This window comes from Streptomyces graminofaciens, assembly GCF_030294945.1.
In the GTDB taxonomy this organism is placed as follows: domain Bacteria; phylum Actinomycetota; class Actinomycetes; order Streptomycetales; family Streptomycetaceae; genus Streptomyces; species Streptomyces graminofaciens.
Genome location: NZ_AP018448.1, coordinates 211,111 through 236,805 on the forward strand (window position 1 = coordinate 211,111; position 25,695 = coordinate 236,805).

Annotated in this window: 23 protein-coding genes; 6 read left to right on the forward strand and 17 right to left on the reverse strand. The window is 69.6% G+C overall.

From position 1 onward, the window contains the following. From SGFS_RS01070 to SGFS_RS01115, 10 genes are all read right to left on the reverse strand, one after another. The gene (locus SGFS_RS01070) at positions 1–495 is read right to left on the reverse strand and encodes an Hsp20/alpha crystallin family protein (RefSeq protein WP_286246860.1); all 495 of its coding nucleotides are present in this window, start codon (positions 493–495) and stop codon (positions 1–3) included. A 41-nt stretch (positions 496–536) separates the two neighbouring features. Further along, entirely contained in the window at positions 537–2,318 is a 1,782-nt protein-coding gene (locus SGFS_RS01075) for an FAD-dependent oxidoreductase (RefSeq protein WP_286246861.1), read from the reverse strand. Further along, positions 2,318–2,581 (reverse strand): UBP-type zinc finger domain-containing protein, encoded by a 264-nt coding sequence (locus SGFS_RS01080; RefSeq protein WP_286246862.1) that lies wholly within the window; start codon positions 2,579–2,581, stop codon positions 2,318–2,320. The genes SGFS_RS01075 and SGFS_RS01080 overlap by 1 nt, the downstream gene beginning before the upstream one ends. Positions 2,582–2,586: 5 nt before the next feature. Further along, entirely contained in the window at positions 2,587–3,033 is a 447-nt protein-coding gene (trxA, locus tag SGFS_RS01085; protein WP_286246863.1) for a thioredoxin, read from the reverse strand. Beyond that, positions 3,030–5,669 carry an ATP-dependent chaperone ClpB gene (gene clpB, locus SGFS_RS01090; RefSeq protein WP_286246864.1) on the reverse strand — a complete coding sequence of 880 codons (2,640 nt, stop codon included), beginning with the start codon at positions 5,667–5,669 and terminating at the stop codon, positions 3,030–3,032. Before clpB ends, trxA begins: the two co-directional genes overlap by 4 nt. Then, positions 5,660–6,028, reverse strand: coding sequence for a chaperone modulator CbpM (locus SGFS_RS01095; protein WP_286246865.1), 369 nt, complete (start codon positions 6,026–6,028; stop codon positions 5,660–5,662). Before SGFS_RS01095 ends, clpB begins: the two co-directional genes overlap by 10 nt. Continuing rightward, positions 6,028–6,963, reverse strand: a complete 936-nt coding sequence (locus tag SGFS_RS01100; protein ID WP_286246866.1) for a J domain-containing protein — start codon at positions 6,961–6,963, stop codon at positions 6,028–6,030. The genes SGFS_RS01095 and SGFS_RS01100 overlap by 1 nt, the downstream gene beginning before the upstream one ends. 6 nt (positions 6,964–6,969) lie before the next feature. Then, the gene (locus tag SGFS_RS01105; RefSeq protein WP_286246867.1) at positions 6,970–7,554 is read right to left on the reverse strand and encodes a nucleotide exchange factor GrpE; all 585 of its coding nucleotides are present in this window, start codon (positions 7,552–7,554) and stop codon (positions 6,970–6,972) included. Between the two features lie 10 nt (positions 7,555–7,564). Further along, complete coding sequence (gene dnaK, locus SGFS_RS01110; protein ID WP_286246868.1) at positions 7,565–9,481, reverse strand: molecular chaperone DnaK; 1,917 nt, start codon at positions 9,479–9,481, stop codon at positions 7,565–7,567. Positions 9,482–9,548: 67 nt separating this feature from the next. After that, entirely contained in the window at positions 9,549–9,974 is a 426-nt protein-coding gene (locus SGFS_RS01115) for a glycine zipper family protein (protein ID WP_286246869.1), read from the reverse strand. A gap of 408 nt (positions 9,975–10,382) precedes the next feature. On the opposite strand from SGFS_RS01115, the gene SGFS_RS01120 reads away from it, so the two are divergent. After that, positions 10,383–12,092, forward strand: a complete 1,710-nt coding sequence (locus SGFS_RS01120; protein WP_286246871.1) for a PucR family transcriptional regulator — start codon at positions 10,383–10,385, stop codon at positions 12,090–12,092. A 630-nt stretch (positions 12,093–12,722) separates the two neighbouring features. On the opposite strand, the gene SGFS_RS01125 is transcribed toward SGFS_RS01120, so the two are convergent. Next, entirely contained in the window at positions 12,723–13,367 is a 645-nt protein-coding gene (locus tag SGFS_RS01125) for an AI-2E family transporter (RefSeq protein WP_286246872.1), read from the reverse strand. Positions 13,368–13,744: 377 nt separating this feature from the next. On the opposite strand from SGFS_RS01125, the gene SGFS_RS01130 reads away from it, so the two are divergent. Continuing rightward, positions 13,745–15,001 (forward strand): esterase/lipase family protein, encoded by a 1,257-nt coding sequence (locus tag SGFS_RS01130; protein WP_286246873.1) that lies wholly within the window; start codon positions 13,745–13,747, stop codon positions 14,999–15,001. 187 nt (positions 15,002–15,188) lie between these two features. Here SGFS_RS01130 and SGFS_RS01135 read toward each other — a convergent pair whose 3' ends face one another. After that, the gene (locus SGFS_RS01135; protein ID WP_286246874.1) at positions 15,189–15,431 is read right to left on the reverse strand and encodes a hypothetical protein; all 243 of its coding nucleotides are present in this window, start codon (positions 15,429–15,431) and stop codon (positions 15,189–15,191) included. 37 nt (positions 15,432–15,468) lie between these two features. Between SGFS_RS01135 and SGFS_RS01140 the strand changes: the two genes are divergently transcribed. Together SGFS_RS01140 and SGFS_RS01145 are read left to right on the forward strand one after the other, a co-directional pair. After that, positions 15,469–15,780, forward strand: coding sequence for a hypothetical protein (locus SGFS_RS01140; RefSeq protein ID WP_286260445.1), 312 nt, complete (start codon positions 15,469–15,471; stop codon positions 15,778–15,780). Positions 15,781–16,082: 302 nt separating this feature from the next. After that, a complete protein-coding gene (locus tag SGFS_RS01145) occupies positions 16,083–16,604 on the forward strand; it encodes a hypothetical protein (protein ID WP_286246875.1) in 522 nt (173 codons plus the stop codon). A 66-nt stretch (positions 16,605–16,670) separates the two neighbouring features. Here the strand turns inward: SGFS_RS01145 and SGFS_RS01150 are convergent, their stop codons facing one another. After that, on the reverse strand, positions 16,671–17,180 hold the full coding sequence (locus SGFS_RS01150) for a DUF1269 domain-containing protein (protein WP_286246876.1): 510 nt from the start codon (positions 17,178–17,180) through the stop codon (positions 16,671–16,673). A 43-nt stretch (positions 17,181–17,223) separates the two neighbouring features. Further along, complete coding sequence (locus SGFS_RS01155) at positions 17,224–18,771, reverse strand: DUF1254 domain-containing protein (protein ID WP_286246877.1); 1,548 nt, start codon at positions 18,769–18,771, stop codon at positions 17,224–17,226. Positions 18,772–19,147: 376 nt separating this feature from the next. Between SGFS_RS01155 and SGFS_RS01160 the strand changes: the two genes are divergently transcribed. Both SGFS_RS01160 and SGFS_RS01165 read left to right on the forward strand, forming a co-directional pair. Further along, positions 19,148–20,458 carry a cation:proton antiporter gene (locus SGFS_RS01160; RefSeq protein WP_286246878.1) on the forward strand — a complete coding sequence of 437 codons (1,311 nt, stop codon included), beginning with the start codon at positions 19,148–19,150 and terminating at the stop codon, positions 20,456–20,458. A 141-nt stretch (positions 20,459–20,599) separates the two neighbouring features. Next, positions 20,600–21,166 carry an ATP-dependent DNA ligase gene (locus SGFS_RS01165; protein WP_286246879.1) on the forward strand — a complete coding sequence of 189 codons (567 nt, stop codon included), beginning with the start codon at positions 20,600–20,602 and terminating at the stop codon, positions 21,164–21,166. Between the two features lie 97 nt (positions 21,167–21,263). Here SGFS_RS01165 and mobF read toward each other — a convergent pair whose 3' ends face one another. The 3 genes from mobF to SGFS_RS01180 all read right to left on the reverse strand — a co-directional run bounded on the left by mobF (position 21,264) and on the right by SGFS_RS01180 (position 25,591). Then, a complete protein-coding gene (mobF, locus tag SGFS_RS01170; RefSeq protein WP_286246880.1) occupies positions 21,264–22,520 on the reverse strand; it encodes a MobF family relaxase in 1,257 nt (418 codons plus the stop codon). Then, a complete protein-coding gene (locus SGFS_RS01175) occupies positions 22,472–22,660 on the reverse strand; it encodes a hypothetical protein (protein WP_286260446.1) in 189 nt (62 codons plus the stop codon). The genes mobF and SGFS_RS01175 overlap by 49 nt, the downstream gene beginning before the upstream one ends. Positions 22,661–23,077: 417 nt before the next feature. After that, the gene (locus SGFS_RS01180) at positions 23,078–25,591 is read right to left on the reverse strand and encodes an NACHT domain-containing protein (protein ID WP_286246881.1); all 2,514 of its coding nucleotides are present in this window, start codon (positions 25,589–25,591) and stop codon (positions 23,078–23,080) included. Positions 25,592–25,695: the final 104 nt, after the last annotated feature.

Genomic DNA, 25,695 nt, shown 5'->3' on the forward strand with positions numbered 1-25,695 from the left:
TCAGCCCTTGCTCTCGGTGCTTTCACTCTCGCTGATCTCGATGTGCCGGGGCTTTGCGACCTCGGCCTTGGGGACGGTGACGGTGAGGACTCCGTCCGAGATCCGCGCATCGATCTTTTCGGTGTCAACCTCTCCGGGCAGCCGCAGCCGGTACTCGAAGGATCCGGTGCGGCGGGTGCTCCGGCGCAGGACGCCTTTGCGTTCCTTCTCCTTGATCTCTCCGGTGACCACCAGCTCCTGGCCGTTCGCTTCGACGTTGATGTCCTTCTTCTTGACGCCGGGGAGTTCGATCTCGACGTGGAAGGCGTCGTCGGACTCCGTGACATCCGCCAGGGGTGTCCACGCGCCTGCGGGGGCAGCACCTCCCACCGTGGATTCCATCAGCCCGCTCATCTCGCTGAGCAGTTGCTCGAACTCCGTCAGCGGATTGCGTGCCCAGCCAACGGGCCTGTCCTGCAGCGCGCCACCGCGGTGGCGCCGGACGGGCGTGGCCATTGCCATCGCCTCCTTCTCGTGATTTCGTCGCCCGCTGGGCGTCATGCAAGCCAAGCGGACTGTTTCGGACGGGTGTGCGGGGAGGTGTCGGTGCCGCCGGGCGCGGCCGTGTGGCCCAGGTAGCGGTGCACGAAGTGGATGCTCATCGCGCCTTCGCCGACCGCGGAGGCCACGCGCTTCACCGAGCCGCTGCGGAGGTCGCCGGCGGCGAAGACGCCGGGCAGGCTGGTTTCCAACGTCAGGCAGTCGCGGCCCTGGCTCTGCCACAGTTCGGGAACGGAGCAGGCCTGCGCCTCCGCGCCGGTGAGCACGAAGCCGCGCGCGTCGAGGGCGAGCACGCCGGACAGCCAATCGGTGTGCGGGTCAGCGCCGGTGAAGACGAACAGGGCCCGCACCTCGAGGTGGCGGTGCTCGCCCGTACGGTGGTCGACCACGGTGACCGCTTCCAGCGTCTTGTCGCCGAGTGCCTCGGTCATCTCGGTGTGCAGCAGTACGCGCACCCGCGGGTGGCGCTCGATCTGTTCGATCAGGTAGCGGGACATGTGCGCCTCGAGGCTCGGCCCGCGGACGAGCAGATACACCTGCGGTGCGTACCCGGCCAGGAAGAGCACGGCCTGGCCCGCGGAGTTGCCGCCGCCGACCACCGCCACGGGGTCGGTACGGCACTGCTGGGCCTCGTAGACGGTCGCCGAGTAGTGGACGCTTGAGCCCTCCAACGGCTCGATGCCGGGCACACGGAGGCGGCGGTAGCGGGCGCCGGTGGCCAGGACGACGGTGCGGGCGGTGACCTCGCTGCCGTCGGCGAACCCGACGGCGTAGTGGTCGTCCCGCCGTTCGAGCCGGGCCGCTTCCGCCGGGACGCTGATCCGGGCGCCGAACTTTTCGGCCTGGAGCACGGCGCGCTCGGTGAGTTCGGCGCCGGAGATGCCGGAAGGGAAGCCGAGCAGATTCTCGATACGGGAGGACGTCCCGGCCTGGCCGCCGGTGGCCATCGCCTCGACCACGGTCGTGCTGAGGCCCTCCGAGGCGGCGTTCACCGCGGCCGCGAGACCGGCCGGACCCGAGCCGACGATGAGGAGATCGCCGCGGCCGTTGCCCGGTTCCAGGGCCGGCAGGCCGATGAACCGGGCCAGTTCGGCGTTGCTCGGATTGCGCAGCAGGGTCGTGTCCCGCCAGATCACCAGCGGCGTCTGCTGCGGACCGACCCCGAAGCGACGCAGCAGCGCCTCGGCCTCCTCGTCCGTCTCCAGATCGATCCAGCGGTGGGGCAGCCGGTTGCGGGCGGCGAACTCGCGCAGCCGCCGGGTGTCGGGCGAGTAGCGCGAGCCGATGATGCGGAACCCGGCGCCCTGCCCGACGAGCAGAGCCCGGCGGCCCAGGCAGGCGCGCAGCACCACATCGCCAAGGGCGGAGTCCCGGGTCACCAGGTCACGCAGCTGATCCATGGACAGGGCGAGGACCTCGCCGGGGTCCCTGACCACGGCGGTGTAGAAGGCCACCTGTCCGTTCAGAAGGCCGAGTTCGCCAATGAAGCGGCCAGGGCCGTGCACACGCAGCAGGCGTTCGCCGGGCGTGCCGTAACCCTCGACGATGGCGAGCGAACCACTGAGGACGACATAGAACATCTCGCACCGCTCGCCCTCCCGGATCAGCACGTCACCGGCGTCGACCGCGCGCCGCCGGCCATGCTGGGCCAGGCGGGCGATCTGGTCATCCGCCAGGCGGGGATAGGCGCCGTAGACGTCAGGGGTCTCGAAGGGGACGCTCTCCTCCGCCTCGTCCGGCACAGGCGCTGCGCCGGGCCGCGTCTCGTCGCCGGGCATCACACGAACGCCTCATGGACGAAGCACCACCGCCAGTCCTCGCCGGGCTGGAACGACTGCACGATCGGATGGGCGTCGGCAGCTGCGTGCTTACGCGCGTGCTTGTTCGGTGAGGAGTCGCAGCAGCCGACGTGGCCGCATGTCAGGCAGAGCCTGAGGTGGACCCACGGGGAGCCGAGCAGCAGACACTCCTGACACCCTTCTGGGGTCAGCGGCTGGACCGGCCGGACAAGCGCGAGGTGGGGGTCTGCGTGCAGGGTCATGTGGATCACCCTTCCCGGGCCGTGATCGACTGCTCCACCCACCGCCGCAGGGCAGGGGCGGGTGCGGCACCCGCCTGCCGGGCGATGGTCTGTCCTTTGTCGAGAACCAGCAGCGTCGGTACCGCCTGGACCTCGAACCGCTGCGCCAGGCGCGGGTTCTTGTCGATGTCGACCTTGACGAGCTTGATCGTTCCTGCCAGGTCGGTGGCGACCTTCTCCAGCGCGGGGCTGACCATGCGGCAGGGGCCGCACCAGGTGGCCCACAGGTCGACGACGACGGGCACGGTGGCCTGCTCGACGACGTCGGTGAAGTCGTCGTCGCCCGCGTCGGCCATCCACGGCAGCGGCTGCTTGCAGTTGCCGCATGTGGGGCGGCCCTCGGCGGCCGCCGGCACCCGGTTGGTGCGCCCGCAGTGCGGGCAGGTGACGTTGGTGGCTTGCGCGGTACTCATGCTGCCCTCGCTCCCTTCACGTCCTCGGGCTGGTCGTAGGTGACCACCAGTTCTCCGTGCTCGGCGTCGACGCGGACCTTCGCGCCGTCCTGGACGTCGCCGCGCAGCAGGGCGCGCCCAACCAGCGTCTCGACCTCGTGGGAGATGTAGCGGCGCAGTGGGCGGGCCCCGTACACCGGGTCGTAGCCCTGGTGGGCGATCACTTCCCGGGCGGCAGGGGTGAGTTCGACGGTGATGCGGCGTTCGGCGACCCGCTGCCGCAGCTCGTCGAACTGCAGCTCCACGATCCGCTCGATCTGTCGCTCACCCAGCGGCTTGAACAGCACGATGTCGTCGACGCGGTTGAGGAACTCCGGGCGGAAGTGCCCGCGCAGCTCGCCCATCACCAGAGCACGGGCGTCCGGCTTGATCTCGCCCTCGGCGGTGGCGCCGTCGAGGAGGTGCTCGGAGCCGATGTTGGACGTCATGATGATCACGGTGTTACGGAAGTCGACCGTGCGGCCCTGGGCATCGGTGATCCGGCCGTCGTCGAGGACCTGCAGCAGGGTGTTGAAGACATCGGTGTGCGCCTTCTCGATCTCGTCGAACAGCACGACCGAGTACGGCTTGCGGCGCACGGCCTCGGTGAGCTGGCCGCCCTCCTCGTAGCCGATGTATCCGGGCGGTGCGCCCATGAGCCGGCTGACGGTGTGCCGCTCCTGGTACTCACTCATGTCGAGGCGGACCATGTTCTCCTCGGAGTCGAACAGGGCCGCCGCGAGGGTCTTGGCCAGCTCGGTCTTCCCGACGCCGGTGGGGCCGAGGAAGATGAACGAGCCGATGGGGCGGCGCGGGTCGCGGATGCCGGAGCGGGCGCGGATGATGGCGTCGGCGACGAGCTTGACGGCTTCGTCCTGGCCGATGACACGCTCGCGCAGGATGTCGTCGAGGCGCAGCAGTTTCTCGCGTTCGCCCTCCTGGAGGCGGGCGACGGGGATGCCGGTCCAGGCGGCGACGATCTCGGCGATCTCCTCCTCGGTGACGACCTCGCGCAGCAGCCGGTTCTGCCCTTGTTTGGCGGCCAGTTGCTCCTCCTCTGCGGCGAGCCGGCGCTCCAGGTCCTGGAGGCGGCCGTAGCGGAGTTCGGCGGCGAGGTTGAGGTCGTAGGCGCGTTCTGCCTCGTCCGCCTCGTGGCGGACCTGCTCCAGTTCCTGGCGCAGTTCCTGCACGCGGCGGATGGCCTGCCGTTCGGCCTCCCACTGGGCGTGTTTGGCGTCGGCCTCGCCGCGCAGGTCGGCCAGTTCCCTGCGCAGTTCCTCCAGGCGGGCCTTGCTGGCGGGGTCGTTCTCCTTGGACAGGGCGGCTTCCTCGATCTCCAGTCGGGTGACGCGGCGGGTGATCTCGTCGAGTTCGGCGGGCATGGAGTCGATCTCGGTGCGCAGCCGGGCGCACGCCTCGTCGACGAGGTCGATGGCCTTGTCGGGCAGGAAACGGTCGGTGATGTAGCGGTGGGAGAGCGTCGCCGCCGCGACCAGCGCGGTGTCCTGGATCTTGACACCGTGGAAGACCTCCAGGCGTTCACGCAGGCCGCGCAGGATGGAGATGGTGTCCTCCACGCTGGGTTCCTCGACCAGGACCTGCTGGAAGCGGCGTTCGAGGGCGGCGTCCTTCTCGATGTGCTTGCGGTACTCGTCCAGGGTGGTCGCGCCGATCATGTGCAGTTCGCCGCGTGCCAGCATGGGCTTGAGCATGTTGCCCGCGTCCATCGCGCCCTCGGCGGCGCCCGCGCCGACGACCGTGTGCAACTCGTCGACGAAGAGCAGGATCCGCCCCTCGGCGGCCTTGACCTCGGACAGCACGGCCTTGAGGCGCTCTTCGAACTCGCCGCGGTACTTGGCGCCGGCGACCAGGGAGCCCATGTCGAGGGCGAACACGATCTTGTCGCGCAGGCCCTCGGGTACGTCGCCGCGGACGATGCGCTGGGCGAGACCCTCGACGATGGCGGTCTTGCCGACGCCGGGGTCGCCGATCAGGACGGGGTTGTTCTTGGACTTGCGGCTGAGGATCTGGGTGACGCGGCGGATCTCGGCGTCCCGGCCGATGACGGGGTCCAGCCGCCCGGACCGAGCCTCGAGGACGAGGTCGCGGCCGTACTTCTCCAGGGCTTCGTAAGCCACCTCGGGGTTGGCGGAGGTCACGCGCTGGTTGCCGCGGACCTGGGTGAGCGCGCCGAGGAAGGACTCCCGGGTCACGCCCCGCTCTTTCAGCAGACGCCCGGCGGCGGTCGCCGAGCCCTCCTCGGCCAGCGCCAGCAGCAGGTGTTCCACGGACACGTACTCGTCCTTGAGGCGTTTGGCCTCCCGCTCGGCCGCGTCCAGCAGCCGTGCCAGGCGCTGGGTGACGAAGACCTGGCCCGGCGCCGCGCCCGGGCCGGTCACCTTGGGCCGGCGGGAGAGCTCCTCGCGTACGGCCGCGCGCAACTCCTCGGGCTCGGTGCCCGCCTGCTGCAGCAGCCGCGGGATCAGGCCCTCCTCCTGGTCGAGGAGGGCGAGCAGCAGATGCTCGCCGTCGACCTCGGTGTGGCCCAGTTGGCCGGCGGCGCTCTGGGCCTCCTGCAGGGCTTCCTGTGACTTCTGGGTCAGGCGGTTCATGTCCATGGTGGTAGATCACTCCTCACGCCTGCACGTCGCAGCGCGGCTTCGAGCAGACTGATGCGGTCGAGCAGGTCGAGCACCAGACCGAGGGATGCGTAGTTCAGGCACAGCCCGGTGCGCAGCCGCTGGACGCGGGCCAGGGCGGCCGGGGCCGTGGGGGCGAACACCAGCCGTCCGGAGGCGTCGCGGTCGGCGTCCACCAGTCCTAGGGCGACGAACCGACGGATCAGGTCGGGATGGAGGCCTGAGCGGCGGGCCACGGTCTCCAGGGAGAGCCTGGGCACGGGCACGATCGCGTACTGCACGCCCACCTCGTGCGTGCGTGCGTAGGACGGGCGGGCCTCGGCCGGTCGGTCGCTCATTACGTCCTCCTGGGGTCGAACGAGGAGACAGCGGCAAGTTCCTCCAGCAGCTCGCGCTCCCGGTCGCTCAGCCGGGGCGGCACCATGATCCGCAGCTCCGCGTACAGGTCTCCGTTCGCGCCACGCGGGCCCGGCATGCCCTCGCCGCGCAGCCGCAAGCGCCGTCCGCTGGAGGACCCGGCGGGTACGGTCACCTTCGCCGTGGCACCGCTGGGCGTGGGCACCGGAACCGTCGCGCCCAGCGCCGCCTCCCACGGGGTGACCGGAAGCCGCACATGGACGTCCCGGCCGTCGAGGCGGAACTCGGGGTGCGGCTGGATCCGCACCCTCAGGTACAGGTCCCCGGCGGGAGCGTCGCCGCCACTCCCGCGCCCGCCCTCCCCGGCCAGCCGAATGCGCTGCCCATCGGTGGTGCCGGGTGGCACGTCGACCTCGTAGCGCCGCTGCCCGGCAGGCCCGGCGAGAGTGACCGTACGGCGGCCGCCCCGATAGGCCTCCTCGACGGTGAGCGGAAGTTCGGCCTCCTGATCGGCGCCGGGCACGCGCATCCGCCCCGCGCCGCCGAACAGCGAGCCGAACAGATCCTCCACGTCGACCCCCTCGCCCCCGAAGCCTGCCGTGGAGTACCGCACCCGAGGACCGCCGCCGGTGGACCCCCGGAAGCCGCTGCCGGCTCCCGCGCCGGCGGCCACCCGCTCCTCCCAGTCCTCCGGGACCTGCCGGAAGTCCTCGCCGAAGCGGTCGTACCGGGCTCGCTGCCCCGCATCGGACAGGACACTGAAGGCCTCATTGACCTCCTTGAACCGCTCCTCCGCCTGGGGGTCCTTGTTGACGTCGGGGTGGTACCTGCGGGCCAGGCTGCGGTAGGCCCGCTGGATCTCGTCCCGGTCTGCGGTGCGCGGAACGCCGAGCACCTCGTAGAAGTCGCGTGCCATGGACGGTCACTCCCGCTTGGCGACGGTCACGGCGGCAGGCCGCAGCTGCCGCTCGGCCTCTCCGTAACCGGGTCGCAGCACCTGGACCACGGTGTTCGGATCGGCGTCGGGATCCTGGACCACGCCGACCACCTCGTGCCGGGCCGGGTCGAACGGCACGCCCCTCTCTGCGTGGCGCGGGTAGCCCAGCCGCTCCAGGACGTTCACGGCCTGGTCGCGCACGGCCCGGACACCTTCGACGATCGCATCGGGGTCGGCGGCAGCGTGGTTCAGGGCAAGTTCCAGGTTGTCGATGACGGGCAGGAAGGCCGCAGCCGTACGGGCGCGTTCGGCCGCGGCCTCCCGCTCCAGCTCCCTGGCGTGGCGTTTGCGCAGGTTGTCGAGGTCGGCGAGGGCGCGGCGCCAGCGGTCCTCGGCCTCTCGCAGTGCGGCCGCGTGTTCGTCGTCGGGTGCGGCGGTGCCGGTCGCGGCGTCGGGCCCCGGCTCGGCCTCCTCGATCGGCCGTCCGGGCTGCGTAAGGTCCCCGCGCGGCGGCTGTACGGCGCCTTCCGGCGGCGGGTCGGGCTCTCGGCCCCGGGGTGGGATGGGCATGGCGGGCACCTCAGCCCTTGTCGAACTCGGCGTCGATCACATCGTCGTCGCCTGCGGCGCCTCCCGGCACGGCCCCGCCGGGCGGCGATCCGTCCGGTGAGCCGGTGCCTGCCGGACCGCCCGCGGCGGCTCCCGCCTGGTGGGCCGCGAGCCCCGCGAAGACCTGCTGGAGTTCTGATGCCAGCGGCCGGACCTTGTCCACCCCGGCCTCATTCCTGACCGCCTCGCGGGCCTCGGACACCAGCATCTCGGCGCGGGCCTTCTCATGTGCGGGCGCGGCGTCGCCGAGCTCGCCGAGGCGCTTTTCGACCTGGTAGGCGATGGCGTCCAGTTCGTTGCGGGCGTCGACTGCCTCGCGCAGCGCCTGGTCCTGGCCGCGGTTGCGCTCGGACTCCTGGACCATCCGCTCAACCTCGCTGCGGTCGAGGTTGGAGCTCTCACTGATGGTGATGCCCTGCTCCTTGCCGGTGTCCTTGTCCCGCGCGGTGACGTTGAGGATGCCATTGGCGTCGATGTCGAAGATGACCTCGATCTGCGGCTCACCGCGCGGCGCGGGGCGGATGTCGGTGAGCCGGAAGCGACCCAGGACCCGGTTGTCGGCGGCCAGCTCACGCTCGCCCTGCAGGACGACGACGTCGACGGCGGGCTGGTTGTCCTCGGCGGTGGAGAAGGTCTCGGAGCGGCGCACCGGGATGGTGGTGTTCCGCTCGATGATCTTCGTCATCACGCCGCCGCGTGTCTCCACGCCCAGCGACAGCGGAGTGACATCGAGCAGCAGGACATCCTTGACCTCGCCCTTGAGGACCCCGGCCTGGATCGCGGCGCCCATCGCCACGACCTCGTCGGGGTTGACGCTCATGTTGGGGTCCTTGCCGCCGGTCAGCCTGCGCACCAGGGCCTGGACGGCGGGGATGCGGGTGGAGCCGCCGACGAGGATGACCTCGTCGATGTCGTTGTCACTGACCTTGGCGTCGTCCATGGCCTGCTGCACCGGGCCCAGGCAGCGCTCCACCAGGTCGCCGGTGATCTGCTCGAACGTGGATCGCATGATTGTCGTGGTCAGGTGCTTGGGCCCGGAGGCGTCGGCCGTGATGAACGGCAGGCTGACCTGCGTCTGGGTCACGGAGCTGAGCTCGGTCTTGGCCTTCTCGGCGGCCTCGAACAGTCGTTGCAGTGCCTGCGGGTCCTGGCGCAGGTCGATGCCGTTCTCCTTCTGGAAGCCGTCGGCGAGCTGGTCGACCAGCCGGCGGTCGAAGTCGTCGCCGCCCAGATGGCTGTCGCCCGCCGTGGACCGTACCTCCACCACGCCGTCGCCGACGTCGAGGATGCTGACGTCGAAGGTGCCGCCGCCCAGATCGAAGACGAGCACCGTCTCGTGCTGCTTCTTGTCCATGCCGTAGGCGAGGGCGGCCGCGGTCGGCTCATTGATGATCCGCAACACTTCCAGACCGGCGATCCGTCCGGCGTCCTTGGTGGCGGTGCGCTGGGCGTCGTTGAAGTAGGCGGGCACCGTGATGACCGCCTCCGTGACCCGCTCGCCCAGCTGCTTGGAGGCGTCGTCGGCGAGCTTGCGCAGCACCTGCGCGCTGATCTCCTCAGGCGCATAGAGCTTGTCGCGCACCTTGAAGCGGGCGGCGCCTCCGTCTCCCTCGACGACGTCGTACGCGACGGCCTTGGCCTCTTCGGAGATCTCGTCGAAGTGCCGACCGACGAACCGCTTGGCCGAGTAGATGGTGCCCTTGGGGTTGAGAATCGACTGGCGGCGGGCCAGCTGGCCCACCAGGCGCTCGCCGGTGTCGGTGAAGGCCACCACGGACGGTGTCGTGCGGTTGCCCTCAGTGTTGGGTACGACCGTCGGCTCGCCGCCCTCCCAGACGGCGATCACCGAGTTCGTGGTGCCCAGGTCGATGCCTACTGCCTTGCCCATGAGTAACTCCTTCCGCGACGGGCGGCCCCCGTACGCCCTCGGTGTCGCACCCGTCGTCCGCAATCGCTCAGGTGACGGCGGGACCGCTCCGAGGGCGGCTGCTCTTCCAAGCCCCGCCGCTTGTGCCGGTGCCGGTCCCGCCGGGCAGCTCGGCCAGCAGCCGCACCGCCTCCTGGGCGACCGCGTCGTCGGCGACGACGTCGTACCGGCTGGGCTGCATGAAACTCACCGAGGCGAAGTCCCGGCGGCCACGCTGGGCCGCGTGCACCAGCAGGCCGAGCAGAGCGCCGACGAGTGCTCCGAAAACCAGCCCGTACAGGGCGAGGAGCAGTCCCGACACGACCGGGTCCAGCCAGTTCAGCAGCCCGAAGATCCACCCGATCAGGGCGCCGGGCAGGGCGCCGCTCGCCGCGCCGTGCAGCGCGGCCCCGCCAGGTCCCATGCGGCCGGTCACCTGCTCGACCAGGCGCACGTCCTGCCCGATGATGGCCACTCTTTCTACGGGAAAGCCCTGATCGGAAAGGTGATCGACGGCGCGCGTTCCGCTTCCTGGTAGGTCGTGTACGAGGCGATGGTCCTGCGGGCCTGCTCGTTCATCAGCCAGTCCTTCCTGCCACGGCCACCGGTGCGCCCGGCGATCCCTGACAAGCCCAGAGTGGCAACAGAGCAGTGCGCCCCGCCTGAACCCGGCAGGTCGGAAATCGATGCAGTCGGTCGGCCCACGAGAGCAAGGCTCAAATCCAGACAAGCCGGGTGGCCTTGCCTACGCTGGGTGCTCAGGGCTCGTCCGGGCGGGGATCCCACGACTCGCTCGATCGCCTCCGATGACCGGAGGAGAACGGAGTGATCCATGGCCTGCCATCCGTCACGGAGGCCGTCCCCTCACATCTCCGACCAGGAAGTGACCCGCCACTCGAGCAATGCCGCGGGCACCGAACGGCACGATCCCCGCCCGCTCACGCCGCTGGACCCCCACGGGCTGCTTATGCTGTCCCACACCCTGTTCACCTGTGCGGAGCAGAGTGAGATCGTGCGGTTGGCCATGCGGCACGTCAGTGCCCTTGGTCCCTATCACGCCGAGGCCGGATACCTCGCGACGGGCGACGGTCTGTCGCGCGTCCTGGGCCACGACGCGGGAGCGCCAACGGTCGACGACGTACGGATGAAGGAGCTGGGCGAGGCTGACGGCTCCGTATCCCTTCCAGAGCGGTACTGGACCTGGGCGTTCGGCCTGCGAGGGGCCGGCGGTCTGCTCGGCTACCTCCTGGTCTCCTCCCGCTCCCGGCCCGACAGGCAGGGGCACTTCCTCCTCTCGACCCTCGTGGGGCTCACATCGGCGGCCCTGTCGCTGACGGTCACGCGCGCCGCGCAGCACGACAACGCCGGCGAACTGAGCCGACTGCGCACCGAACGGGACACCGCACTGCGGCAGCTGGACACAATGCGCACCGAGCTGCACCTGCAGCAGACCGTGCATGAGACCCTCGCCCGTGTCGCCGCCCGGGGCGGCGGCGAGGACGCCATCACCCAAGCGCTGTACGAACTCACCGGGCTGTCGACGCTCATCGAGGACCGGTTCGGCAACCTGAGGTCCTGGGCCGGTCCCGACCGGCCCGACCCCTATCCGGTGCGGTCCTCGGCCTACCAGGAAGAGATGCTGCGGCAGGTCGCGCGCGAGGCGGGCCCGGTCAGATTCAAGGACCGGCTGATCGCCCTGGCCCGGCCGCGCGGCGACCTCCTCGGCGTACTCGCCCTCGAGGACCCCGAGGCCACGGCCGACGAACACACCATGTTCGCCTTGGATAACGCCCAGCGGTTGCTCGCCCAGCAGCTCATGCATATGCGCGAACTCACCGAGGTCGGACTACGGCTGCGCCGCCAGCTGATCGACGACCTGTTGGAGGGCACCGACGAGACGAGCGCCTACGCCCGGGCAGAAGCCGTCGGCCACGACCTGCAACGTACCCACTACGTGGTCGTGGTGCACTGGCCGGGCAACGCCGCGACCAGCTCCGTCACCCGTGCCGTCGAGCAAGCGACGGCCACCACGGCGACCCGCCCGCTGATCACCCGTCGCGGCGACCGGACGGTCCTGCTGACCGAAGAGAGGCCCGACGACGATGCCGTGTACACGGCGCTGGCCCGTGAGCTGGGCACGCCCGACGGCGCGATCGGGGTGAGCACCCGCTGCGACTCCCCGGATGGCATTCCCCGTTGTTATCAGGAGGCACTGCGGGCCCTGGAAGTGCGGCAGAACTCCCGCCAGCGCAGCGGGACGACGTTCTTCGACGACCTCGGGCTGTACCGGATCCTGGGGCCCGGAAACGATCTCCGGGAGCTCGAAGGCTTCGTGCGAGAGTGGCTCGGCCAGCTGATCGACTACGACGCAGAGCACGACACAGAGTTGGTGGAGACGCTCTCGCGCTACTTCGACTGCGGAGGCAACTACGACGATGCGGCCGCCGCCCTGACAGTCCACCGCAGCACCCTGCGCTACCGGCTGCAGCGCATCCGTGAGATCACCGACCGCGACCTGGCGGATGTGGACACCCGGCTCAATCTGCAGGTGGCAACACGCGTCTGGAAAATCATCCTGAGTGGGCGACGCTGACCGCAGTCCGCACAATCCGGCTCCCCCATCAGCCCGCACGCGGTGCACGCGAAGTACGGGCAGCGTTCCTCCCGGGGGACCTCGGTCACCGGGAATCCCCCTCAGGACGGCTACGAGTCACAGGTTCTGGCACCGCTTGGCGGTGTAGCTGCGCGGCCTCGTGCTTGTCCTCCAACAGACAAGGGTGGCGACCCGTCAGACCGACCCTGCTCCGCCGTCTTTGGCTGTGGCCGATGACCGTGCTGGTCACGCGGACCGACGCAGATCCTGCGCCCCACCCGCGACGCGGGCAAACAGATCACCCCAAGGCACACACCGGGCACCTGCCGCACCTGCTCTCCGCCGGGATCCGGGTGCCACGCGAGTTGGACGCAACAAGCTTCGGCAGGAGCCGGCGACAGCCTGCCGGTCACGCGCACAGAGCTGCCCGATCCCCCGGCGTGTGCCCTTACACCTCTTCGCAGCCGGCCACAGGCCCGATCCGCCAGACCATCCCTGACCAGCACAAACCTGGCTACCCGAACCACGCAGCCATAACAAAATCCCGTGTCGATCACTACATTCCGAAACGATCACTACACCTGCACCCCAGAGCCTCTCCGGACTCCCGAAGGCCCCCGAATCCCCAGCTCAGAGCTGCACCCCACCACAGCTAAAAATCCTGAAACGATCACTAGATCCCCAGGTCAACGCATCTTCCACCTGGTGATCGCTAGCAGATTTGTCACGTCGCGCAGGAAGAGGAAGACCAGGGCGAGGGCGAGGACAAGGGTCGCGAGGGCCTGTGTCGCCAGGCTCAGTCCTGACACCAGCCCCGACGCCGCTGAGCTGGCGACTTTGGCGCCCGTGTCGGACATGCCGTCGACTGCGCTCTTGCAGCTTGTCGCCCACCGGGCCGAAGCGGTCGGCGAGTTTGTCCCCTGCTTCGGCGAGGCCGTCGGCAATCTTCCCGGCGCTCTCCGTGAGGGAATGGATGACGCCGACGAGCACGCCGCACACCAGCACGGCCAGGCCAGCACAGGTGAGCCCGGAGGCGAGTGCGCGAGAGGCCCCGCGCTTCATCAGCCATGGCATCAGTGGCTGCAGCAACGCGGTGCCCAGCAGAGCCAGGACGAACGGCACCGTGGCGGCACGCAGTACAACGACGACCCAGACGATGAACGCCGCCACGCCAAGCGCCAGCAGCACGGTCGCCGACCAGGCCGCGACCTTGCGGTGGGTGGGCGACAGTCCCGCGAACACGCGGTCGCCGCCGCTATCGCGGACCTGAGCCATGCCGCCACCGCCCCTTCATCCTGGACCCACCGGGGAGCAAGTCCGGGGCCAGTACAACGGCGGCCGACCTCGCCGTCGTGCCGCCTCGCCCGAACCTCCTCCTTCCGCAGCAAGGACCTTTCGAGGTTGCGGCGCCGGTCTGTCCTGTCCGATACACCTCCTGTTCGGCGCCCCCGCCACGTTGACGCCTCTGCCTCGTTAGGTCAGCGTTCTGGCTGGAGCGCCCGCGTACGAGAGGCGCGCAAGAGAGCGCAAATAGGGCCGTTTCATGCCCATGAGGGTGATATCGCCGGATTCGGGTGTGTTCGGGGTGTACGCGTCGGGACGATGGCTGTGTTCGGCATGACCGGCCGCGACACAAAGGGAGACGTCGAAGTATGTCCAAGCCTGTCGTCAATATCTGGGGTACCCCTCCGGGGTCTGAGCTCGCCGCCGTGGAGCCCGCCCCCTGGGGCACCAAGTGGGATCTCCGCACCATGACCACCAGCGGAACCGCCTGGGTCTTCTACAGGTCACCCGGTGAGAAGGTCCTCAGGCGGCCGGTGATCCTCGCCGATGGCTTCGCTCCGGAAGGAACCAACGTCGACAACCTGTACGACGGCCTGGAGAACGGGGAGTACCCGTTCATCTCCACGCTGCGCCAGGCCGGTTTCGACGTCATTCTGCTGGGCTTCGCCGACCGCACCGCGTCCGTCCTCGACAACGCCGAGGTCGCGATCCAGTGCATCATGCAGACGATCGGCGAGCGCGAAGGCGAGCACCCGCTGACGGTGGGCGGCTTCAGCATGGGAGGCCTGGTCACCCGCTACGCCCTGGCCAAGCTGGAGCGGCAGAAGATGCGGCACGAGACCGCCAACTACCTCTCCTACGACACCCCGCACCGCGGCGCGTGGCTGCCCCTGGGAGTCCAGGCGTTCGCCCACTACGTGAAGGCCCACTGGGGAGGCGAAGGCAAGCCCCTCTACAACCTCTACTCCGACCTGATCAACAGCCCCGCCGCACGGGAGATGCTGCGCTGGCACCTCGCAACCGGAACCAACACCACTCTCGACGTCGCCGCCGGCCAGGACCAGGCACGGACCGACTTCCTGGACGCACTGGAGCGGATGGGCGAGTGGCCCCAGATCCCCCGCCTGCTCGGCGTCGCCAACGGAACGGGCACCGGCGCCGGAAACAGCATCCCCGCCGACAGCCCCGCGATGGACACCCCCGGACCGACGGTGGCCGCGCAGCTGCGTACCCAGGGACAGGGAAGCAAGACCGTCGCCCGGATGCGGGAACTGGACCAGGCCGAGGTCTCGATCAACACCACCGGCTTCCCCGAACTCGACGGCGCCCCAGGTGGTCTCTTCCCCGAGCTCCTCGGCGGCGCCTCCAACTTCGGCGTGGCCAACATGCTGGCCAACCTTCTCAACGGCGCGGCGGCGCAACCCGCGCACAACGCCTCCACCTTCGTCCCCACCATCAGCGCCGTCGCTGTCGCTGACATCGACAACCACGACGCCCTCTACAGCAAGATCGATTCCGACTACAGCAGCCTCCACGACTTCCGCTGCGCCACCACCAACGAAGGCCACACCGTCGTGACCCGAGAACTCGGAGAGTGGATCGTGACCAAGCTCAAGGACGCGTAACCGCCAGCCGGGACGCGCATACGCAGCCAGAAGGGGTCTGCGGCATGACGGCCGCAGACCCCTTCTGCGCACCGACGCCGCCGCAGTAGATTCCAGTGGTCACGTGTTGCGACGATCACTGGAACCCGCAGGCGACCCGGGACACCACGGCCTGTTACGGAGCCCGTGTGCGGTCTCTCGCCGTTTCCTACTTGATGGTGTCGCTGCAGCCCTTGGTGCTCTTGCCGCCGTCGTTGTCCGCGACCTGCTTGCCGTCGACCTTGATCACGCACGGTGAGAACTGCAGCAGTCCGTCACCGCCGGTGACCGAGCCCGGGATCACGGACACCAGGTATCCCACCTCCTGGTGGGCTTCGGTGAATTCGACGGTCTCCGTCTTCGTCCACGGCAGCGTCTGATCGTCGAAACCGTCCGTCGCCGCGTGGTACATGACCCGCGTCGTCCCTTCACCTCTCAGGCAGGTACGGATGAACGTGCTCAGCTGGGTGGCCGTCAAGGTGCCGGTCTCAGCCGGCCGCTGCCGGTTCAGGCAGCGGAGGACCGGCCCGGCGGGGTGCCTGCCTCGTGACTCCGAGCGCATCACCCCGGACCGCACGCCAGGCGAAGGACAGGAGACGCCCGGTCCCAGTTTGATGCTCGGCCTGGACGCGGTGCCGGCCAAGGTGGAGGCTCTGCGGTCGAAGGCGAAACGCCTGGTCGCGCGGGGTTGGCTGGCCGAGCGGCAGCCGGGCCAGTTCACCCTCTCCCGGGGCCCGGCCGGGCAAGGCGGCGCGTCATGAGCAGGGTCCGGGAGCGCTCCTCGCCGTCCCGCTCGCCGCTGCGGGCGTCGGCATCGTCGAGGAGCTGCGCGGGGGCCGGGGCCGCACCCGAAGATGAAGGTGCGCGGGCTGTCAGCGAGGCGGGTGAACGGGGGGCGGGGAGTGCCGACAGCTCCCTCATCCGAAGCTGTCACGCGTGTTCGGGTGCCGCCGTTGCTGCAGAGCTGTCGTCAGGTACGTCACCCGGGTGCTGCGTTCTGCTGGTACGGGCGGCCGGGCTGGCTGAGGCTGGAGGGAAGAGTGCCGTCGAGGCGGGAGAAGCCATGGAACGCCGGACCAACCGATGCGCTGTTGTCGGGGTGGCCGTCCTGCTCGGCTGGGCCGGTCTGACCGGCTGCTCGTCGGACGACGAGTCTCCGAGCTCCCCCGCTTCCTCGGCGGCTTCTGCTGTGAAGTCGGGTGCGTCCGAGCTTGCCTCTGCGGCCAGCAGCGCGGCAGCCTCCGCGGTGGCTACTGCGGCCGCTTCCGCGGAGGCGGCCGCCTCGTCTGCCTTGGACGAGGTGAAGGGCGGCCTGGACGCCAAGCCGGACGTCACCCTCGGCAGCGTCACGACGGGCTCCGACGGCAAGGCAGAAGTCCCGGTGACCATCGCCAACCACGACTCGAAGTCGAGAAGCTACATCGTCGTGGTCAATTTCAAGGACCAGTCGGGCAACCTGGCCGACGTGGTCGTCCTCGATGTCCCCGAGGTCGCCGCAGGAAAGACCTCCAAAGCCACAGCTCGGAGCAACCGGGACCTGACCGGCACGGTGACCACCGAGGTCCGCGACGCATTGCGGTATTGAGGGTCTCGATGGATCTTGGTTGCATGGTGGCGCCGTCCCCACCCGTGAATCGGATGCGGCGGGAGGTCAGCGAACCTCGGTGGCGGCCTGCTGGACGGCCCTGTCGACGTCCTTCGCGCTCACGTCGAGTTCCTTGGCGACATGCTTGTCCGCTTTGAGCTGGGCTCGCTGCAGCGCCTGCGAGAGCGTGCTTTCGCCCACGATGACCAGGGCGGCCTGCCCCTCGTCGATGATCTCGCCGAACTCCTTGACGTCTGCCCGGGACATGCCGCGCCAAAGGTGCCCGCTCACGCCACCGACGGCGGCACCGACGGCGGCCGTACCGATAATCGCCGGAGGGAACAGCAGCCCGACGACCGCACCGGCAGCGGCGCCGCCCCACGCCCCGTGCCGGGTGGCCGTCTCGTCCTTGTTGACGTGGACCTTGCCGGCCTCGTCCTTGGTGACGACGGATGCGTCGTACGAGCCGACCGCACCGACCGCATGAAGGTCCTTGAGGACGTCGTAGTCGGCTTGCGCCGCGGGTCCGCTCGGGTAGGTGCCGATGTAGATGAAGACTGCGTCAGGGGTAGCCACTGTGTCGCTCCTGTCATTCCTCGTGTGCAGTTGGGTGCCCGTGTCAGCCGGCGGGTTCGACCTCGCCCGGCCGCCAGGTCTTGTCGAAGAACGGCTGTTCGGGGCTGTAGAAGCGCAGGATGGCGAACCAGCCCTTGCCCGGTGTGGTCTGGATCCAGGTGCCCTCGGCCGCGTCGCCGGGGCGCTCGGGGGCGAGGTGCAGGGTGATGGTGCCGTCCTGGTTCGCGGTGGCCGCGGGGCCCGGGTAGCTCTGGCTGCCCGCCCAGGGGAACCGCTGCGGGGTCTGCAGCATGGAGCGGGTCTGGTTGTCGTACAGGGTCAAGGACCAGAAGCGGGCGGCGGGGATTCCAGGCGGCAGCGTCAGCCGGTAGTGACGGGCACCGTCGAACGGCTGACCGGCGGAGTCGAGGGTGACTATCAGGTACTGGGAGCCGACGCCCGTCAGGCGCATACACATCGCGGGTGAGTCACCGGTGGCGATGTAGAAGAACGCGGTGCGGGAGTCCAGCGCCCGCCCCGAGACGCGCTCATCGAGCTGCACCCCGTCTGCGGTAATCTCCGGCGGCGGGGACGTCCAGTCGTACCCGCCGATGAAGAGCGGGTTGTACCAGGCCGAGTTCGCGTAGTACGAGAAGCCCTCCTGCGGGCGCGCACGCAGACCGACCGTGCGGGCGCTCGCGTTGCCGATCGCGACGGCCTCCTTCAGAAGCCGCCGCATCCGGTCGTCGGGCTTGAAGTCGTGGCCGTGGGCGATGCCGATCTCACGGAACGCGCCGCCGGCCTCCAGGCCGACCGACTCGGCGGGCTGCTCCTGGACGAGGGTGTCGAGCAGCTCGTAGAAGGAGTAGTCGTTCGGCGGGAGGGTGTTGATCGCCAGGCCGGTGCCCTCGGTGAAGGCCGGCGGGTCGGCGGGGGTGATCGGCGCGAGCGGCGCGCTGCCCTGGAGGAAGGACCCGATGCTGGTGCCGTAACTGCCGGGCGTGTAGGGGCTGATCCGCAGCGTCTCCTTGATGCGCGCCACCGTCGGCGCCGGGTCTCCGTCCTCAAGGAATGCGCGTCCCAGCACGATGGCTTGCCAGGTGGAGCAGCGATAGACGAACAGCCCGCCCTCGGGCTCCGGCCCGTCGTAGCCGGGCGGCAGCAGCAGATAGGTGCCGCCGACGCCGCGGTCCGGCCCGGGAAGGCCGAAGTCGGTCACCCAGCGGAACCACATGTCGTCGATCGTGCCAAGACATCCGGGTGGGACCTGAAGCGTCACCGGCCCGTCCGTGAGGTCGAGGAAGCTCAGGAAGTACACGGTGTCGGCGTTGCCGGTCAGGAACAGCGATGCGCTGTCCATCAGGCCCGAGTACAGCAGCACCGTGTTGTCGGCCACCCCTGCGTCAAGGAAGTCCTGCCGGATCGCACGGACCGACACGCCCGGCAGACCTGCGAGATACGCGTCCACGCCGTGCGTCAGATCAAGGTTGTCGAACACCGTGTCGCACGTGTCCGCGTCCGGAATCCCGTCGGTGAATCGCAGCGCTCCGATCCTCGTCTCCTGCACGTCAGGGGTCGTGACCGACGGCGGTATCTTCGCGAATACGCTCATAGCATCACTGTGCGCGTCTCCTGAATCATCCGCATCCGCCGCGGCGGGCCGGGGCTGGGGTGACGAGTGAGGGGGGAACCGCGTTCCCGTTGGGGTCTGAGGCTGCATGAGCATGAGGTGGCGGCCGATCCAATGCCGTATGCGTGTCGGTGACCGCCTCGGGATCCGGCCAAGCGCCACACTGATCTCCGGTCCGCCCTGGTGCCCGACGAGGTGCAGCCCTTGCGGCGCGGCTGCCCCAGGCCGGTGGCGGGCGGCTTGCCGCCCGCAGCTCGGATGCCATGCAGGGACGACACCGCGGTGAGCCGGTCCGCGCGGTGCGCCAGCCGTCCCACGGGCACGGCTTCGTGCGTTGCGACAGGAAGAGTGAGGCGTCATGAGTGGTGGCAGCGCCTGGACAGGAGCCGCGGTCGCGGCCGTCACCGCCGGCTACGCACTGTTCTCGCGCCGCCTCGCCTCGACGCCGGTGTCGGCTCCGATGGTGTTCACCGGCTTCGGAGTACTCATCGGGCCCATCGGGCTGGACGTACTCGACCTGGGCCACGACGTCGGCCCCATCCTGACATTGATCGAGGCCGCCCTGGCCCTCCTGCTCTTCACCGACTCGATGACCGTGCGCAGACGCGACCTGCGCACGGGCGGCTTCCTGCCCCTGCGGCTGCTGGCCGTCGGCCTGCCATTGAGCATCGGAGCGGGGTGGCTGCTGGCATGGCCCCTGTTTCCGGGCCTGACCCTGTGGGAGTTCGCGCTGCTGGGCGCGGTTCTCGCCCCCACCGACGCGGCGCTCGGCAAGACCGCCTGTTCCAGCCCGCGTGTCCCGGCCCTCGTGCGGCACGGGCTCGACGTCGAAAGCGGCTTGAACGACGGCCTGGCACTGCCGTTCTTCCTCATGTTCCTCGCCGCGATCCCCGGCACGATCGCCTCCGAGGAGGGCGTGGGCGGGGTGTTCTGGCGGGCTCTGGTGGTCAGCACTGTGGTGGGGCTGGCCTTCGGCTGGGTCGGAGGGTGGCTGTTGGCCCTCGCGCGGGCCCGGGGCTGGGTGACGGGTGAATGGCAGCAGGTCGTCGTCCTGGCGGTGGCGTTCTGCGCGTACAGCGTGGCGACGGCCTTGGACGGGAGCGGCTTCATCGCCACCTGGATGGGGGGCCTCGCGTTCGGCGTCGCACTGCGCCAGGGCAAGCCGACGGGCGGGGAGCCGGCCGAGAAGCGGCCTGCCGACCTGGCCGAGTACGTGGGCGGACTGCTGGGGAGCCTGAGCTTCCTGGTCTTCGGCGCGGTCCTGCTCGGCCCGGCACTGGAGCACCTCGACTGGCGCATCATCACCTACGCGGTGCTCAGCCTGACGGTGGTCAGAATGCTCCCGGTGGCCCTCGCGCTCGCCGGCACCGGCATGCGGCTGCCCACCCTGGCCTACGTCGGCTGGTTCGGACCCCGCGGCCTGGCCTCCGTGGTCTTCGGACTCCTCCTGGTCGAAGACCACGTACCCGGAATCGAACTGCTGGGCCGGGTCATCGCGGTCACCATCGGCCTCAGCATCCTGCTGCACGGCATGTCGGCCCCGTACTTCGCCAACCGCTACGGGAACTGGTACGACACCGCGAAGGCCACCACCCCCGACCTGCGCGAGGCCCAGGACGCACCGGCAGGCGCCGGGAAACAGCACCACGGCCCGCGACGCCTCCGCTGAACGGGGACCGAATCTACTGACGTTCGTGTGAAGCCGTTGAGGCGGCCTTGGAGCTGGAGTTTCAAAGACTGAAGCAGCCACTCGGATGGCGGACATGGCGGGTGGAAGGAATGGAAAGTGCCATGGACGCTGCCAGAGCCGATGCTGACCACCCCCGTGTCCGTGCCCGGTCTACGGCCTGGCTGTGCTGCCGAGCCGAAGTGGGACGGATTTCGGGCTCTCGTCTCCGTCGACGCAGGGCGGGTGGTGCTGCGCTCCAGGCGCGGCACCGAGATGGCGGCCTCATTCCCGGAGGTCGTGGCCGGGGCCGTGCGGCTGCCGGACGCGACCGCGCTGGACGGCGAGCTGGTCGTATGGGACTCCGCGGGCCGCCTCGCGTTCGAGCGGTTGCAGAACCGGCTCACCCAGCGCGGCGCCGGGGCGGCCCGAGCTGCGGAGGAGTGGCCGGCCCACTTCGTCGCGTTCGATCTGCTGCGGCTGTCCGCGACGGACACGACCTCCTGGCCGTACCGGCGGCGCAGGGCCGCGCTGGAGTCCGTGTTCGCCGCCCGCCGGCTCATCGCGCCGTGGACGCTGTGCCCGTCGTCCACCGAAGCCGATGTCGTGCGCGAGTGGCTGACGTGGGCGTCGGTCGGGATGGAGGGCGTGGTCTTCAAGAGGCTGGACGACGCCTACAAGCCGTCGGTGAGGGGCTGGCAGAAATACTAGGTCCGCGAGACGAGCGAGGCGATCGTCGGCGCGATCACCGGCTCCCCAGCCGCTCCCCGCACGATACTGCTCGGCAGGTACGACACCGAGGCCGCCTTCAGTACGTCGGCCGCACCACCACCCTCGCCCGGGCGGCAGGTGCTGGGGTCGCCGGCCTGCTCGCTCCAGGGCGGCGCGGGCATCCGTGGACAGGCTGGTCGTTCTCCGCCGGGTGGGGCAGTTCCTGGCTCTTCACGACAAGCAGCCGAACCACAGCGCCGGCCCGCCCCGTCATCCGACTCCTCGCGGGTGTGGGCCTGGTGCGCTCCGGTGTCCGTCGTCCACCTGCGAAGCAAGCGCCCCGGAGTGCACGTAGCCCTGGGACGAACCGCGATGTGCGGATTCGCACCGCGCAGGTGTGCGGAGCTAAACGCGGGGGGCGGGTTTTTGGGGAGTCGATGAGGTAGGCGCCGGCGGCGAGGAAGTCCCGCGCACTGTCTCGCCAGTCCTCGCGCAGCTGCGTCAGTGAGCGGGGCCGCGGTTTCGCGGGGCGGATCTTGCGGGCGGCGATCCGGTTCAGCTTCGCCCGGGTCCGCTCGGAGACCGCGGGCCCAAACTTCAGGTTGCCGTCATCGTCGGTGGCGGTGACGTACTCGTGCTCCAGGTCGGTGAGGCAGGCGGCGATCTGCGCGCTGCGGCTGGAAGTCCAGCGGATCAGCTCGTGCGGAACGCCGGCGACTTCCATGACCGGACGGCGGCCTCGCGTGACGGTGCGCGGCTCGGAGGCCAGCCCCAGCGCCTCGCACGCCTCCATCATCACGACCTCGTTGTAGAGCGCGGACGCGGCGACGACCGACTCCAGCAGGGCCGTGGAGTGCACCGCACCCCAGATACCGTCCTTCGGGCGCAGGCCCTTGAGGGACAGAAGGAGGTGATCGTGGAGCAGCGGCATACCGGAGCGCGCCTCGCAGTGGCGGAAGCGGGCGGCGACCAGGCCGTGCGCGGGGCGGGTGCGGTGGATGCCCTGCGCGCCGTAGCGGATGACGGCGACGTCGTCCTCGATCCACGCAAGCACGATGGCGATGGCCCGTTCGTGCGCGGCCTCGATCGCCTTCCGTGTCTCCTCATCCCCGAGAGCCCACATCAGTTGCAGGGTCGGCTGCGGGCGGAAGACGAGATGGGCTCCGGTGACCTTCACCTTGCTTCCGAGCGCCCCAGCCCGGCGCGCGGCTGCGGGCTTCTTCCCCGCCGCCAACTGCTCGGCTACGAGCCGGTCGGCGTCCGGGTGCCGGCCTTCGCCGAAGAGGGAGCGCATCTGCGCCTCGGTCACCTCCTGACCGAGCGCCAGACCGAGGGAGGGCAGGCCCCGCCCCATCCATCTGCCGACCGGAACTCCGGCGTCCTGTGCGCCTTCCGAAGTGGCTTGCGGGCCGGTCTGCGGCCGTCGCCGACGAGGACCTGGCGCAGGAAGTAGCGGTACATCTGCCCGGCGGCGATCAGCGCGATATCCATCATGCAGGCCACGCCACACGGCTCTGACCTGCGCGAAAAGCCCGATCAGCGTTGCGTCCCGCCAGGCGGGAGCAGCGGCCGAACTTTCTTCCCGGGCGCCCGTCAGGCGGGAAGCCGTCCCGGCCGGCCAGCAAGTGTCAACGCTCTCCGGTCCAGCCCCACACCCCACCACAGACACCCACCAACTCCACCCCGACGACCACCCATCAGCAGCCACCGAAGAGCACCCGTCACCACCAGCCCCGATCCGACCAACCCTCAGCCCTCGGCAACCGCCGGGGACTTCGTCGTGCTGCCCGGAAGACACCATGCCCTCCTTCGAGCCCCTCCCCCACCCAGCAACGGCGCGCAAGCCCCAGACTGGAGCGCGGCGCTGTTGCGTGTCCCCGACCGGGTGCACGGCGCCTGCCCATGCGCGTCTCACCTCTGCGCTTCGTCGTCCGGTCGATACACCGGAGCGGTTCTCGGCTGTGGGAGTGGGGCACCGGTGGCCGGCGCCCCACCACCCGCGGTACAAGAGACAAGGCGCTCTTGGAGTTTCAGGTGCCGGAACTGGTAGACGGCGCCTGCCTGTCGGAGCACCCCGCGGCTATGGGCGTCGTCGAGGAAGGTCATGAGCCGCCAGGGCAGTTGGCCGGTTGCCGCGCACCACAGGCGGGCGGTGAGCCACCGCCCCCAGGCGCTGAGCGCGAGGGCGGCTGGACCAAGAGTGAGCCAGAGCAGACCGCAGGGGATCTGGAGGTTGAACTCGATGTGCCAGGGGGGCGCGAGCAGCAGCAGTGCGGACCCGACGGCCAGCAGTGCGGCGCGAGCCAGCGCGGCGGAGCGGTCCTGGCCTAGGCTCCGGTGCGGAGTGGACACCGCGTCGGGGTCCACTACGGCGCCCAGCGTATGAAACGTGGAGCCGATTAGCACGAGGATTCCGCCGAGGACTCCTCCCACGGCCATCCCCTTCCAGCAGTAGTCCGCGTAGACCGCTGTGGAATGCCCGACTTCATTGCTGACTGCGACGAGAAGCGTCACGAGCACCCCTCCGCTTGGCACTCCCACCAGCACACCGTTCAGTGTCGCCCTGCTGATGCCGGGCCTCCTCATCGCCCAGCCTTCACGGCGGAACAGCACGGCAGGCAGCGGTGTCCGGCGGATGCCGAGATATCCGAACACGTACGCGGTCAGCAGCCCGAGGACACAGGAGTAGCCGGCTTGTGCCCCCCAGTACTGCCAGCAGTCGCGCAGGTGATCGCGATGGGTGCTGCCCGTGCAAGGTGCCCGGTCGATCAGCTGGTTCGTCGCGATGTCGGCAGCGATGATGGCGAGCAGGATCGCGGCCCGGCGCGGCCGCAGAAAGCGCTGAAGCTCGGCATCGGAACTCAGACTTCGTCGCAGCGTGAGTAGCAGGCTGCCCAGGCTGAAACTTACGATCCAGGGAAGCCGTGCCACGAGGAAGTTCACCGGGTCGTTTGTGCCCCCGAATCCACTGCTGGGTTCGCTTCCCCAGTAGCTGCGGTAAACGTTACCGTCGAGCCCGGCATACAGCGCGTAGAGCACGGGCCAGGCCAAGAGCACCGCCAGGGTCCCGGGGGCGAACACCCGGACGGCCCTTGGAATGGCCCTCTCCAGCCGCCACCAGGCGATCAGTCCGTCGCCCTCGTCCACGGCGCGCCAGGCCAGGAAGCGAAGCCATCGCTGTGCTTGATCAGGGGTCCAACGCGAGCCGGACGTACGAGAGTAGACGGCCGGGAGATAAGCGTCGAGCAGATGCTTCTCCATCCGCTCGGGCGTACCGAGACGTGCGTCGAGCAACCGCTCCGGATTCCGTGCCGGGTCGGAGCGGTGGCCCTCGCACACAGCGCGCGCCATGGCCACCATCAGCGGGTAGCGCAGGACGGTACGCAGCGCGGACTCAGGCGTCCCCTCCGGCGCATCGCGCAACCGGAGGATCACCGGTGCCCAGGCGGTGTCCAACGTGCCGGTGGCATCGGTGTGTTCCATCACCGGTGGGCTCGCCGCAGCGAGATATCGGCATGCCTCTGCGAGGCCTAGCGGCAGCAGTTGCAGAACTGACGCGGCGGTCAACACGTCTGTGGAGCGCACGGTGGCGGCATACTCGTCGACACGGCTGGTAAGCAGCAGTGGCGTGTTCTCATCCAGCTCGGCGTTGATGCGTCGCATGGCAAGAGGGCGGGCGGCCTGGGGCAGTTCGTCGAAGCCGTCCAGGACCGGCAGAATCAGTCTGCGGGCGAGGAGTTCCCGAGCCATGAGGCCACTCGGTCCCGTCATGCCGAGCGCCTCGTAGTCGGCCGCGAGCCGCTCGGCCAGCCACTCCGCCAGGGATTCACGCTCGGGGTTCCACGTGGCGAGGGGAAAGATCACTGGGAGTGGAGTGCCGGTGGTGTGCTGCTCCAGCAATGCGAGCGTGAAGCGCAGGGCGAGGATGCTTTTCCCGGAGCCAGCGGGCCCGAGGACCACCACGCGTCGGCTTGGGGCGGCGCGAAAGGCTTCGACCAGTTCGTCGAGGCCACCCCGTTCCTCCGGCGAGCCGAGTGCTCCTTCGTCGGGCGCATTGCACCGGTGGTCTGCCAGCCAGGGGGCGCTACGCACCCAGTCGACCTCCATCGGCGTCGGGTCCTGCAACTGCCAGAGTTGGGCACCAGACCTCCAGCGGCTGCCCACGGACACGGCAAGGGCCCTCTCTACGCAAGGCAGTTGGCTGTCGACGGTCTCCGGCGCGGCGCCGAGCATCTTCGTGAGCAGCGGGGTGATGAGGGCCCCGAGGACGGCGATGCACAGCGGCAAGACGAGTCCCAGTGTGTCCTTCAGGCTGCTGTCCTCATCGGAGCTGCTGATCAGCAACCCACCTATCACGACGGCAACCATGGCCACCACACCGATGAGGAACAGCTGCTTGATCAGCCCGTGTGACAGTTGCCGCACCGCACTCCCCGCCTCGTCTCCGGGCGGACCGGTTCGGACCACCCCACAGGAGAAAAGCTTGGTGCTCGTATTTCGTTTCGTCCCTGGGGTGGCGCGTCGAAGCA